This window comes from Sphingomonas sp. URJC2, from assembly GCF_059803575.1.
This window is the reverse complement of record NZ_JAPFGX010000003.1, coordinates 36,534-50,175: the sequence shown is the minus strand read 5'-3', so window position 1 is coordinate 50,175 and position 13,642 is coordinate 36,534. Positions and strand designations below refer to the sequence as shown.

Here is a 13,642-nt window from a genome sequence, read left to right as displayed (position 1 = left end):
TCAGTTACTCGACTTTTTCATAAGCTGTCGGACCGTGAGCAGAATGATTTTTATATCGAACATGACAGAGGCTGAAGCGGCATACTCAAGATCCATCTGGGTACGCTCCTCTGCCGTGGCATTTGATCGCGATGTCGCCTGCGCCAGGCCGGTGATGCCGGGACGGACGACGTGCCGCAACCGCCAATCCTCCGGCCGATAAAGCGACTGCTGAGCCGGCACATCAGGACGCGGTCCGACGAGGCTCATGTCCCCGCGCAGCACGTTGAGCAGTTGCGGGAGCTCATCGAGGCTGGTTCGCCGGATGAACCGGCCGACCCGCGTGATCCGGGCATCTCCGGCGGCGGTGGCAAACCCGCCGATCTTCTCGGCATTGACCACCATGCTGCGGAACTTGAGCATGTGGAATGGCCGGCAGCCCCGGCCCACCCGCTGCTGCCTGAAAAACACCGGTCCGCCATCTTCCGCCCGGACAGCGAGCGCCACCGCAATCATCGGCAGCGAGAGCACGACCAGGGCGATCGATGCCGCCACCAAATCAAACACGCGCTTGCCAAAACGCACGATGATGCCGGGTCCATGGAGGCGCACGAGATCGTTGTCAGGCATGGCGAGGCGGCCGTTCATCGTTCCCGGGCAAGATGCAGATAGGTCGCGGCACCCGCAAGAAACCCGGCCGCGCCGGCCACAATCGCCAAAACATCGCGCCCTTCCAGCCAGACATAAGCAGGCAAGACAATGCAGAGTGAGACCAGCAAGGCGATCCCGATCGAGCCGAACCACGAACTGTCAGCGAAACCTGCGGGACCCCACAAGCATATTCCCGCATATCGGGCAAGGATGAAGCAGAGCAGCGCCTGAGATCCGACGACAGCCGCCATCAGCGCCAGCCCGGATGACAGGACGAGGCCCGGCACCATCAGCACCACCAGCCCGATCAACGCAGCCCCGCTCGCCTTGAGCACAAGCGCGGCACCACCTTGCGCGTTCAGGGACGCCGTGGCCAGACTGGACACCGCCGCGAACGGAACCCCCAGCAGCGCGACGCGGGTCAGCTGGGCGATCTGTTCCACCTGATCGAGCGTCATCGCGCCCCGAAAGAACAGGATCGACACGACAGGCCGCGCAAGGACGATGCCGAGGGCGGCAACGAGCGATGCGAGCATGAGCGCAAGTCTCAGCCGCGACACCAGATCGCGGTGCGCGCCCTGCGCGTCGCCTGCTCCGAAATAGCCGCTCAGCCGCGAGAGCGCGACAGTCCCAATCGTGGTGATCAGGATACCAAGCGGGAGTTCGACAAGCTTTTGTGCGTAGTTGAACATCGCCACGCTGCCCGTGCCGATCAGCGATGACGCCGCGCGCACCAATGCGGACGGCGCGAGCGTGAGTGCGCTCGCCGCAATACCAGCCAGAAAGGTGGTGACGAACCGCCAATCGATGACCGGTTGCGCCGCCGGACGCCAGAACAGCCGGGGGAGGACGGCAATCTGAGCCGCCAACCGCATGGCTGCGCCAGTGCAGATGGCGACCGCCAGCACCACGAGCCCGTCGCCTCGATTCAGCAGCAGCGCGCTGATCAGCGCCAGATTGAAAATGAGCGTTCCCAGACCGGAAACAAAAAACCGTTCTTCCGCAGCAAGATAGGCCGCCACAATACCGGATAGAGCTGCGAGCGGAATCGACGCTGCAACCAGCGCGGCAGTGGTGCCTGCAATCCGATCCCCTTCGGCAACGATCCCCGGTGCGAAAACCGCAAAGATCCCGCCCGGCCAGATCATGATCATCCCGGCGAGGGCAAGCGTCAGCATCATCGCCGCCGCGCATGCCTCCCAAGCCAGCCGCGCGCCCTCGGGCGCAGCAAGCATCTTCAGGCGCGGAACCAGCGCGGCGCTCAGCCCGCCCGACAGCAGAAGGTTGACGAGCAGATCAGGCAAAGCAAGCAGCACGAAGACAATATCGGCATCGCGCGACGCGCCAAACCGTTCGGCGAGAACGATTTCGCGACCAAGGCCCGATAGTCGACCGGCCATCAGGGCGAGGGCAAGCCCGCCGCCAGCGCCAAATGCCGTTGCGCCGATCCGGCTCAGAAAGCGCATATCACCGCACGACAGACACTGATCCGGCTGCGTTCCCCCGCGAGGCTTCGATCTCGCGAATAATCCGCCATGCCTCCACCCGGTTGGCTTCCAGCGCAACTGGCCCGGCGGCAATAAAGTCTCGCTCGCATTGACGCAGCAGCTCGACTTCCCGGCCAAAATCCATATCGGCACGGATCTCCGCCTCGGTCTCAAGCTGGCGATGGAAAGTGCGCGATAGAATAGCAGCGCTCGAGCCCAGGCGGACATGCTCGCCGATCAGTCTGCGCGCAGGCAGCAATCCCTCGTCTACCCGAGCCAGCCCCCCGATACCGAACGGCTTGCCAACCCGGACAAGTTGTTCCGCCATGACATCGATGAGCCCCATGGCAAGAGGCGAAAACATGAATGCATGCCCAAGATCGAGGCTAAGGTCGTTGAGGCCAATATGCACTTCATCGACCTGCGGCAGCGCTGCACATGCTCCGATCTCACGCATCGCCTCCTTCGTTTCGGCAAGGATGCACAGGCGACACCGGCCATCGATCATACGACCGAAGTTCTCGACCTCCGCCACACTGCGGTACATCGGGAGCATCAGGATATCAGCGCCACTGGCAATCGTATCATCGATCTCGGCGGCAGAGCCGGCATGAACCGGGTTCAGCCGGACCATCAACTCTGTGTCCGGAACCGCTTCACGAACGGCGACCACGTCGGAGAGAGAATGGCGGCTGATAACAGTATTCAGATGGCCTTGACGCTCGACCTTTCCCATCAGTTCAAGATCGACGAAAATCCGGTCGACGCCATTTGCGACCGCAAAACGGGCCAAGGCAGGAGATTTGGTAATCAGAAAAAAGCGCACGTCAGAGCCTTGCCAACCGCATATTTCTATGGCCGCTCATGGCCGGTTTCCAATCACCGCACAAGCGGCCCGGCTTCATCCCATATACGCCGTCGCCTCAATCCTCAGGCCCCAGCGCCGGGTCGAGGTCGCGCGGGCGGACGAAGCGGGTGAGGCGGGCGGTGCCGGGGGCGAGCGTGCTCCACGGCCCGTCAAACTCGATCTCGGCAAGGGCGGCGGTCGGGTATTTCTGCTCGACCGCATCGCGCAGCGCGTCGCCGGCGCGGTCGGGGACCAGCATCAGCACCAGATCCTCCAGCCCCGGATTGTGCCCGGCGAGCAGCAGCGACTGCGCGTCGGCCGGGGCCTCGCGCACCACGTCGAGCAGCGCCACGCACGACGCCAGATAGACGCGCCGGTCCCACACCGGGCGCAGCTTGGCACCATAGCCGTCCCAGACGCCGTCCAGCGTTTCGATCACGCGCACGGCGGGCGAGGCGATGACATAGTCAAAAGCCAGCCCCTCGGCGCGCATGTGGCGGCCGATGGTCTGCGCCGCCTTCAGCCCGCGCGCGTTGAGCGGCCGGTCGAAATCCCGCTGCACGGAATCGTCCCAGCTCGACTTGGCGTGGCGCAGCAGCGTCAGGCGGGTCATCGTCGCTCCGTCAGCACATTTCCGGTCGCGCCATGCCCGACTTCTGTGACCGATGAAAGACGTGATCGCACCGCCGCCACCGCCTCCGCCAGCCCCAGCCGCCGCACCGGGGTGCCCGGCGGAAAGGCGGTCAGCAGCCTGGACGGCATCGCGCCCGACAGGAGGACGAACACCCCCCGGTCATCGCCCCGGCGGATCAGCCGGCCAAAGGCCTGGGCCAGCCGCGCTTTGACCGCCCGGTCCTCATAGGCGCTGCCGCCGCCCGCCAGCTTGCGCGCGGCGTGAAGGACGCTGGGCTTGGACCAGGGCACGCCTTCCATCACCACCAGCCGCAGCGAAAATCCGGGCACGTCGACGCCGTCGCGCAGCGCATCGGTGCCGAGCAGCGAAGCGGCGGGATCGTCGCGGAAAATGTCGACGAGCGTGCCGGTGTCGATCGGATCGACATGCTGGGCGTAAAGCGGCAACCCGTCGCGCGCCAGCCGGTCGGCGATCCGGGCATGGACGCCGCGCAGCCGCCGGATCGCGGTGAACAGCCCCAGCGTCCCGCCCCCCGCCGCGCCGATCAGCGCGGCATAGGCCCCGGCAAGGGCGGCGACATCGCCTTTTTTGACATCGGTGACGACCAGCACTTCGGCCTGCGCCGGATAGTCGAACGGGCTGGGCGCTTCGAACCGCGCGGCGGCGCGCGGCAGATGCGGCACCCCGGCGCGCGCCTCGGCCGCCGCCCAGTCGCCATTGCTGAGCGTCGCCGATGTCACGATCACGCCGTGCGCGGGTTTGAGCACCAATTCGGCCAGCGGCCGGCTGGGGTCGAGCCAGTGGCGGTGGATGCCGATATCATATTCGCGCCCCTCGGCCCGGTCGACGGCCAGCCAGTCGACGAAATCGCCATCGGCGGGGCCACCCACCCGGCCGAGCAGGGCGATCCAGGCGGCGAGCGTTTCGACCCGCCAGCCAAGGCTGGCAATCGCGCCCTCAATCCGCGCCCGCGCCGGGCCGTCGAGCCAGTCGGGCGCATCGGCCATCACCGCTTCCAGCCGCCGCCCGAGCTGCACAAGCGGCCGGTGCAGCGCCTCGAGCGCGGCCGCCGCCTCGCCCGCCGCCTCGACCAGCGCGCCACCCGGCTCGGCCAGCTCGGTTTCGAGCGCATAGCCGGCATCCTCGCCCTCGGCCCGGGCATAGACGGTCGCGCGCACCGCCGCGAGCAGCCGCTCGACCGCCCCGAACGGCGCGCCTTCGGCCAGCCGCCCCAGCCAGCCATCGGACGGCAGGGCAAGCGCGGCACTGGCCGCCGCCGCAATCGCCGCCGCCCCTTCGGCGTCATAGCCGGCAACGTCCGACAGCCGCGCCGCCAGCCCGCGCCGCCGGCCGCGCGACCCGCTTTCGGGGCCGGTCACCCAGCGGCGCAGCTCGATCGCCTCCTGCCCGCTGAGCACGGTTGAAAACATCGCATCGGCGGCATCGAACAGATGATGCCCCTCATCGAACACCAGCCGGGTCGGGCGGCTGGCGGCTTCGCGCCCGCGCGCGGCATTGACCATCACCAGCGCGTGGTTGGCGACGACGATATCGGCATCCGCGCTCGCCCGCGCGGCGCGTTCGATGAAGCATTTGCGGTAATGCGGGCAGCCGGCGAAAATGCATTCGCCGCGCCGGTCGGTCAGCGCGGTCGCCCCGGCGCGGCGGAACAGGGTCGGCAGCCAGCCGGGCAGATCGCCGCCCACCATGTCGCCATCCTTGGAATAGCCGGCCCAGCGCGCGACCAGCTGCGCAAACACCGCCGCGCGGCCGGCAAAGCCGCCCTGCAACGCATCTTCCAGATTGAGCAGGCAGAGATAGTTTTCCCGCCCCTTGCGCACCACCATCCGGCGGCGGCGCACCGCCGGGTCGGGATAGAGCCGCTCCCCTTCGCGGTCGAGCTGGCGCTGGAGCGCCTTGGTGTAGGTCGACACCCACACCGCGCCGTCCGCCGCCTCCGCCCAGAGCGAGGCCGGCGCGAGATAGCCAAGCGTCTTGCCGATGCCCGTCCCCGCTTCGGCCAGCAACAGCGCCGGCGCATCGGGGGCCGGGCGCGGGCCGAACGCGGCGGCGGCGGCGCGGGCGTAAGCGCGCTGGCCAGGACGCGGCTCCGCGCCGCTGCCGGTCAGCTCCTCCAGCCGGTCCTCGGCGGCGGCGGGCGGGACATGGATGGTGCGCGGCGCGGCGCGCGGCGGGCGCTCCTCCCATTCGGGCAGGCGGCTGAACAGCCAGCGCTCGGCGGTCTCGGGCCGGGCGAGGTGGCGGCCGATCGCCGCCGCCCAGGGCCAGCGCAGCCGCCCCAGCGCCTGCAACGCCGTCCACGCCCCCTCGCGCTCCGCCCAGCCGGGCTGGGCCATGCGGTCGATCAGCGCCGCCGCCGCCTCGCGCAGAAACCCGGCCGCCCGATCCTCGGTGGCCGGCGGCGACAGGTCGAGCGCGCGCGCCAGCCCCGGCGGCGTCGGCACTGCAAAGCGCGCCGGATGGACAAAGGCGAACAGTTCGAGCAGATCCAGCCCCGACAATTCGGGATAGCCCAGCCGGGCGGCCATCAGCGGCGAATTGAGCAGGATGACCGGCGTGTCGGCGGCAAGCGCAATCGCCTCGCCCCGGCCGATCCGACGCGGCGCGCCATCGTCATCGGCAAGCCAGATGCCGGCATGGCTTGCGTGCAGCGCCGGATAGGGCAAAGAGGCCATCATTCCCCCTTAGGCGAACCAGGAACGAAAGGGCAACAAGAGTGAATGACCTGCGCGCAGCCGCGATGACGTCCAAGGCATGGCCGTTCGAAGAGGCGCGCAAGCTTCTGAAACGCTATGAAGCCGCCCCGCCCGCCAAGGGCCATGTGCTGTTCGAAACCGGCTATGGCCCGTCGGGCCTGCCGCATATCGGCACGTTCAACGAAGTGCTGCGCACGACGATGGTGCGCCACGCCTTTGCCGCGCTGTCGGACCTGCCGACCCGCCTGATCGCCTTTTCCGACGACATGGACGGGCTGCGCAAGGTGCCGGACAATGTTCCCAATCCCGACATGCTGCGCGCCCATCTGGGCAAGCCGCTGACCCGCATCCCCGATCCGTTCGGCAAATATGAGAGCTTTGCGCATCACAACAATGCGATGCTGCGCGCGTTCCTCGACCGGTTCGGTTTCGAATATGAGTTCGCGTCCTCGACCGATTACTATACCGGCGGCCGGTTCGACGACGCGCTGCGCGCGGTGCTGCGCCATTATGGCGCGATCATGGACGTGATGCTGCCGACGCTGCGCGCCGAGCGCCGCGCCACCTATTCGCCGGTGCTGCCGATCAGCCCCAAATCGGGCGTGGTGCTGCAGGTGCCGGTCGAGGTGATCGACGCCGAGGCCGGGCTGATCGCGTTCGAGGATGAGGGCGAACGCATCGTCCAGAGCGCGCTCGGCGGCCTGTCCAAGCTGCAATGGAAGGTCGACTGGGCGATGCGCTGGGTCGCGCTCGACGTCGATTATGAAATGGCCGGCAAGGACCTGATCGATTCGGTCACCCAGTCGTCGCGCATCGCGCGGGTGCTGGGCGGGCGGCCGCCCGAGGGCTTCAATTACGAGATGTTCCTCGACGAAAAGGGCGAGAAGATCTCCAAGTCCAAGGGCAATGGGCTGAGCCTCGACCAGTGGCTGACCTATGGGCCGGAAGAAAGCTTGGCCTTTTTCGCCTATCGTGAGCCCAAAAAGGCCAAGCAGCTGCATTTCGGCGTGATTCCGCGCGCGGTCGACGAATATTGGCAGTTCCGCGAAAAATATCCGTCGCAGCCGATCGAACAGCAGCTGGGCAACCCGGTCCACCACATCCATGACGGCAAGGTGCCGGCGGAAACGCTGCCGGTCAGCTTCGGCCTCTTGCTCAATCTGGTCAGCCTGCCGGGCGTGGGCGACCGCGACACGCTGTGGGGTTTTCTGCGCCGCTACGATCCGGCGCTGTCGCCCGAGGCGAACCCGGCGCTCGACCGGCTGGTCGGCCATGCGGTTGCCTATGGTCGCGATTTCGTCGCCGCGACGCTGATCCGCCGCGCCCCGAGCGCTGAGGAACGCGCCCAGCTGGCCGAGCTGGATGCCGCGCTGGCCCGCTTCGCCGAACAGGGCTTTGGCGATGTCGAGCCCACCCAGGCGATCCAGGATCAGGTCTATGAGATCGGCAAGGCCCATTACGGCAAGGAAGGGCTGCGCAGCTGGTTCCAGGCGCTGTACGAGACGCTGCTCGGATCGAGCCAGGGCCCGCGCATGGGCAGCTTCTTTGCGCTCTACGGCATCGAGAACAGCCGCAAGCTGATCGCCGAGGCGCTGGCGGGGTAGTTTCGCGCTGCGGCGCGCGGCGGGTTGTGTGTTGCGCGCCTCTCGGCAGGTTGTTTGTTGCGCGCCTTCCGGCGCGGGGGCGGCACCGGCCCGCACCCCCACCCGGCCTCCCACAGTGTATTCTGCCGTTGGGAGGCCGGGCGGGGGTGCGGGCCGGTGCCGTTCTTCCCAGCTAACAACTCCCGGCGCCGTCGCGCAGCGCGACGGCGCCGGGCACATCCCCGCCTCAGCCGGCCTTTTTCGCCGCGATCCAGGCGTCGATCTTCTTTTCGAGGATCGCCATCGGCAGCGCCCCGGTCATCAGCACCTGGGCGTGGAAATCGCGCACGTCGAACTTCGGCCCCAGCTGCGCCTGCGCCTTGGCCTTGAGCCGCGAGATGGTGAGCTGGCCGATCTTGTAGGCGAGCGCCTGACCGGGAATGGCGATATAGCGTTCGACCTCGGCCGTCGCTTCGGTGCGGCTCATGCCCGAATTGGCGAGCATGTAGTCAATCGCCTGATCGCGCGTCCACCCCTTGGCATGGATGCCGGTGTCGACCACCAGCCGCATCGCGCGCAGCATCTCGTCGTCAAGCCCGCCAAACCGCTGATAGGGGTCGCTTTCCATCCCCAGTTCCGCCCAGAGCTGTTCGGCATAAAGCCCCCAGCCCTCGGCATAGGCGGTGTTGCCGCCAAAGCGCATGAACGCCGGCAGAGCCTCATTTTCCTGCGCCAGCGCGATCTGGAAATGATGGCCCGGCGCGCCTTCGTGCAGATAGAGCGTTTCCATGCCGACGACCGAGCGCGACGGCAGGTCATAGGCGTTGAAATAGAAGATGCCCGGCCGGCTGCCATCGGGCGATCCGGGCTCATAGGAGCCGCCGGCCGAGTTCTTCTCGCGATACGGCTCGTAATAGCGGATTTCGAGCGGCGTCTTGGGGATGGTCGAAAACTGCTCGCGGATGCGCTGGTCGACGCGCTTGCCGATCGCGTAAAAGCCCTGAAGATAGCTTTCCCGGTCGGCGGGGCGGAAGCGCGGATCGGTGCGCAGATGCTCGAAGAACTGCGGCAGCGTGCCGGCGAAACCCACCTTGATGCGGATCGCGTCCATCTCGCCCTTGATGCGGGCGACCTCGGCCAGGCCGATATCGTGCACCTGATCCGCCGTCATCTCCAGCGTGGTGTTGCTGGTGATCAGATAGTCGTAAAGCGCCTTGCCGCCCTTCATATGGACAAGGCCGACGCCGTCGCGCGCAACCGGGCGATATTCGTTCTTCAGGAAATCGCGCAGGCGCACATAAGCGGGCAGGATCTGGTCGCGGATCATCGCCGCGGTCGCCGCGCGCAGCCGCGCCTGATCGGCGGCGCTCACATCCTGCGGAAACGCCTTGACCGGCAGATAGAAGGTCGAGTCCTCGACGCCCTGCGCGATCTGCAGGTCGAGCTGGCCGATCACATTGTCGACGACCAGCCGGGGCTGGACGACGCCCGAGGCCATGCCGCGCCGGAACAGCGCCACCGACCGGTCGAGCAGCGCGACATAATCGCGGTGCCGGGCGAGGTTGTTCTCATAATCCTTGACCGTCTTGAACGGGGCCGCGCCCTTGCCCGAGGCCAGCCCCGGATAAAAGACGTGAAAGCCGAAGAAATGATCGACCGGGCGGACCTGGGTGAGCGCCAGCAGCTCTGGCGACAGGCTGCGCAGCGTGTCGCGCGTCTGCCATTCGAACACGTCATAGGCGATCTGGTTGACCGGGGTCAGCGCCGCGCGGTCGATGCCGCGCAGCCGGGCGAGATCCTGTTCAGCCGCGCGGCGCAGCGCATCATACCAGCGGTCGTCGCCGAAATCGCCGAGCCGGTCGGCATAGCGCATGTCGCCCCGGAACAGCGCCGAGATCGGGTTGAGCCTCAGGCTTTCCTCATCGCTGTCGGCGAACAGCCGCGTCAGCGCCGCATCGGCCGCCGAGGCTTTGGCGGCGGCAGGGGCCGCCTGTTCGCGCGCGGGTGCGGGTGCGGCCGCCGCCTGCCCGGCTGCCGCCAGCGCGAGTGCGGCCGAGGCAAGCAGCATGGACATACGCATCATTTTCTCTCCCTGAAACAACTGTATGATGTATATAAGACAGCCCGGCACGCTTTGGGAAGACCGTGCCGCGCCGGGCATGCGGCGTTGCACGCGCGCTTGCATGCCCCGCCCCCTTTTGCTTTGGGAAAAGCGCCATGACCGAGATCAACGAGCTTCAGCTCCGGGCGCTTGCCGCCATCGCCGCCGCGCCCACCCTTGAGGCGCTCGATGCCGAGCGCGTCGCGCTTGTGGGCAAGCAGGGCAGCGTCTCCGCGCTGCTGAAGACGCTGGGGGCGATGTCCCCCGAACAGCGGCAGGTGGAAGGACCGCGCATCAACGGCCTGCGCGAGACGGTGACCGCCGCGATCGCCGAACGCAAGGCGACGCTCGAGCAGCAGGCGCTCGACGCGCGGCTGGCCTCGGAACGGGTCGACCTGTCGCTGCCCGCGCCCGAGCGGCCGCGCGGCAGCATCCATCCGGTGTCCCAGGTGATGGACGAGCTGGCGGAAATCTTCGCCGATCTGGGCTTTGCCGTCGCCAGCGGCCCGGAGATCGAGGACGACTGGCACAATTTCACCGCGCTCAACATTCCCGAGACGCATCCGGCGCGGGCGATGCACGACACTTTCTATTTCCCCGACGCGCCCGATGCGGCGCGGCGGATGCTGCTGCGCACCCATACCAGCCCGGTGCAGATCCGCACGATGACGGCCGGAAAGCCGCCGATCCGCATCATCGCGCCGGGGCGGGTCTACCGGTCGGATTCGGATGCCACCCACACGCCGATGTTCCACCAGATCGAAGGGCTGGTGATCGATCGCGGCATCCATCTGGGGCATCTGAAATGGACGCTGGAGACGTTCCTCAAGGCGTTTTTCGAGCGCGACGACATCGTGCTGCGCCTGCGCCCCAGCTATTTCCCCTTCACCGAGCCGTCGGCCGAAGTCGATGTCGGCTTCACCTGGAAGGACGGCAAGCGCGTGATCGGCGGCAGCGGCGACGCGCCGGGCGGCGGCTGGATGGAGGTGCTGGGCAGCGGCATGGTCCACCGCCGGGTGATCGAGGCATGCGGCCTTGATCCGGATGAATGGCAGGGCTTTGCCTTTGGCACCGGCGTCGACCGGCTGGCGATGCTCAAATACGGGATGGATGATTTGCGCGCCTTTTTCGACGGCGATCTGCGCTGGCTGCGGCATTATGGCTTTGCCGCGCTCGACGTGCCCACGCTGAGCGGGGGAGTGGGCGCATGAAGTTCACCCTGAGCTGGCTCAAGGAGCATCTCGAAACCGACGCCGCGCTGGCCGACATCCTCGCCGCGCTGACGCGGATCGGGCTTGAGGTCGAGGGCGTGGAAAATCCGGCCGAGCGGCTGGCGGGCTTTCGCGTCGCCCGCGTGCTGACCGCCGCGCGCCACCCCCAGGCCGACAAGCTGCAGGTGCTGAGCGTCGATTGCGGCGATGGCCCGCTGCAGGTGGTGTGCGGCGCGCCCAATGCCCGTGCGGGCATGGTCGGCGTGCTCGGCCTGCCCGGTGCGGTGGTGCCGGCCAATGGCATGGAGCTGAAGGTCTCCGCCATTCGCGGCGTCGAGTCGAACGGCATGATGTGTTCGTCGCGCGAGCTGGAGCTGGGCGACGATCATGACGGCATCATCGAACTGCCCGAAACCGCGCCCATCGGCACCGGCTTTGCCGATTATGCCGGGCTGGACGATCCGGTGATCGACGTCGCGATCACGCCCAACCGGCAGGACTGCATGGGCGTGCGCGGCATTGCCCGCGATCTGGCGGCGGCGGGCCTTGGCACGCTCAAGCCGCTCGACGCGGTGGTCGCGGGTCTCCCCGCCATCGTGGCGCAGGGCGCGGGGCCGGACGTGCGCACCGACGATGCCGCCGGCTGCCCGGCATTTTACGCCCGCGCGGTGCGCGGCGTGACCAACGGCCCCTCGCCCGACTGGCTGCAACGCCGGCTGAAGGCGGTCGGGCAAAAGCCGATTTCGGCGCTGGTCGACATCACCAACTTCGTGATGCTGGGGCTGGGGCGGCCGCTGCATGTCTATGACATGGCAAAACTGTCGGGCGGGCTGGTCGCGCGCAAGGCGCGGGACGGCGAAAGCGTGCTCGCGCTCAACGGCAAAACCTATGCGCTGACCGACGGCATGACGGTGATCGCCGATCCTGCCGGCGTCCATGATATCGGCGGCATCATGGGCGGCGAACATTCGGGCTGTGCCGACGACACCCGCGACGTGCTGATCGAATGCGCCTATTTCGATCCCGAACATATCGCCCGCACCGGCCAGGCGCTGATGCTGACCAGCGATGCCCGCACCCGGTTCGAACGCGGCGTCGATCCGGCGTTTCTGGACGAGGGGCTGGATATCGCGACCCGGCTGGTGCTGGCGCTGTGCGGCGGCACGGCAAGCGAGGCCACGCGCAGCGGCACGCCGCCGCTTTCGGCCCGGGTGATCGGCTATGACCCGACGCTGGCCGAAACGCTGGGCGGCATGGCGGTGCCGGCCGCGCGCCAGATCGAGATTCTTGAAAGCCTGGGTTTTGTCGTCCAGCCTCTCGACGGCAATGGCGATCCGGTCGATCCGGATGGCGGGTTCGAGGATCTGCGCGTCACCGTGCCGAGCTGGCGGCGCGATATCGACGGCCCGGCCGATCTGGTCGAGGAGGTGATCCGCATCGCCGGGATCGATCATGTGCCTTCGACGCCGCTGCCGCGCGCCGAAGGCGTCGCCCGGCCGACCGCCAGCCCCGAACAGCTGGTCGAGCGGCGGGTGCGGCGCACCGCGGCGGCGCGCGGGCTGAACGAGGCGATCACCTGGTCGTTCCTGTCGGAGGCCGAGGCCGGGGCGGTGGGCGGCGGCGCATGGTTGCTCGCCAACCCGATCAGCGAGGATCTGAAGGTGATGCGCCCGTCGCTGCTGCCCGGCCTGCTGGGGGCGGCGCGGCGCAACATCGACCGGGGGCTGAAGAGCGTCAGGCTGTTCGAACTGGGGCGGCGCTATCTGGCCGATGGCGAGCGGCTGACCCTGGGCTTTGTGCTCGCCGGCGAGCGCGTGGCGCGCGGCTGGGCGAGCGGCCGGGCGCAGCCCTTCGATGCGTTCGATGCCAAGGCCGAGGCGATGGCGCTGCTCGATGCCGCGGGGGCCCCGGTCGACAATCTGCAGGTGATGGGCGAGGCCGGCGACAGCTATCATCCCGGCCAGTCGGCAACGCTGCGGCTTGGCCCGAAAACCGTGCTGGCGGCGTTCGGCGCGCTGCATCCGGCGCTGGCGCGGCGGTTCGATCTGGCGGTGCCGGTGGTGGCGGGCGAAATCTATCTGGACGCGGTGCCGGCACGGCGCGGCGCGACCCGCCAGCGCCCGGCCTATCAGCCCCCGGCACTGCAGGCGGTGACGCGCGATTTCGCGTTCATCGCCCCGGCCGAACTGGCGGCCGATGCGCTGGTGCGCGCGGTGCGCGGAGCGGACAAGGCGCGGATCACCGCCGCGCGGCTGTTCGATCTTTTCACCGGCACCGGCGTGCCCGAGGGGCAGAAATCGCTGGCGGTCGAAGTGACGCTGCAACCGGCGGACAAGAGCTTCACCGACGAGGATCTGGCCGGCATTTCGGCGCGGATCGTGGCGGCGGCGGCCAAGCTGGGCGCGACGCTGCGCGCCTGATCGGCGGGGCCG

General features: G+C 68.0%; 9 protein-coding genes. 3 read left to right on the top strand and 6 right to left on the bottom strand.

The window, feature by feature from the left end; translation table 11 throughout:
• The 5 genes from OPU66_RS02435 to OPU66_RS02415 all read right to left on the bottom strand — a co-directional run bounded on the left by OPU66_RS02435 (position 1) and on the right by OPU66_RS02415 (position 6,297).
• Entirely contained in the window at positions 1-627 is a 627-nt protein-coding gene (locus OPU66_RS02435) for a sugar transferase (protein ID WP_498552022.1), read from the bottom strand.
• The gene (murJ, locus tag OPU66_RS02430) at positions 624-2,096 is read right to left on the bottom strand and encodes a murein biosynthesis integral membrane protein MurJ (protein WP_498552021.1); all 1,473 of its coding nucleotides are present in this window, start codon (positions 2,094-2,096) and stop codon (positions 624-626) included. Before murJ ends, OPU66_RS02435 begins: the two co-directional genes overlap by 4 nt.
• A gap of 1 nt (position 2,097) precedes the next feature.
• Positions 2,098-2,943 (bottom strand): aldolase/citrate lyase family protein, encoded by an 846-nt coding sequence (locus OPU66_RS02425; RefSeq protein WP_498552020.1) that lies wholly within the window; start codon positions 2,941-2,943, stop codon positions 2,098-2,100.
• Between the two features lie 97 nt (positions 2,944-3,040).
• Positions 3,041-3,577: a SixA phosphatase family protein gene (locus tag OPU66_RS02420; protein WP_498552019.1), complete on the bottom strand. Its 537-nt coding sequence runs from the start codon at positions 3,575-3,577 to the stop codon at positions 3,041-3,043.
• A complete protein-coding gene (locus OPU66_RS02415; protein ID WP_498552018.1) occupies positions 3,574-6,297 on the bottom strand; it encodes an ATP-dependent DNA helicase in 2,724 nt (907 codons plus the stop codon). The genes OPU66_RS02420 and OPU66_RS02415 overlap by 4 nt, the downstream gene beginning before the upstream one ends.
• Positions 6,298-6,335: 38 nt before the next feature.
• Here OPU66_RS02415 and OPU66_RS02410 point away from each other — a divergent pair, with 38 nt between their 5' ends.
• Positions 6,336-7,919, top strand: coding sequence for a lysine--tRNA ligase (locus OPU66_RS02410; protein WP_498552017.1), 1,584 nt, complete (start codon positions 6,336-6,338; stop codon positions 7,917-7,919).
• A 226-nt stretch (positions 7,920-8,145) separates the two neighbouring features.
• Here OPU66_RS02410 and OPU66_RS02405 read toward each other — a convergent pair whose 3' ends face one another.
• The gene (locus OPU66_RS02405) at positions 8,146-9,981 is read right to left on the bottom strand and encodes a DUF885 domain-containing protein (protein WP_498552016.1); all 1,836 of its coding nucleotides are present in this window, start codon (positions 9,979-9,981) and stop codon (positions 8,146-8,148) included.
• Between the two features lie 134 nt (positions 9,982-10,115).
• Between OPU66_RS02405 and pheS the strand changes: the two genes are divergently transcribed.
• A complete protein-coding gene (gene pheS / locus OPU66_RS02400; protein ID WP_498552015.1) occupies positions 10,116-11,210 on the top strand; it encodes a phenylalanine--tRNA ligase subunit alpha in 1,095 nt (364 codons plus the stop codon).
• The gene (pheT, locus tag OPU66_RS02395) at positions 11,207-13,630 is read left to right on the top strand and encodes a phenylalanine--tRNA ligase subunit beta (RefSeq protein ID WP_498552014.1); all 2,424 of its coding nucleotides are present in this window, start codon (positions 11,207-11,209) and stop codon (positions 13,628-13,630) included. Before pheS ends, pheT begins: the two co-directional genes overlap by 4 nt.
• Positions 13,631-13,642 lie beyond the last annotated feature (12 nt).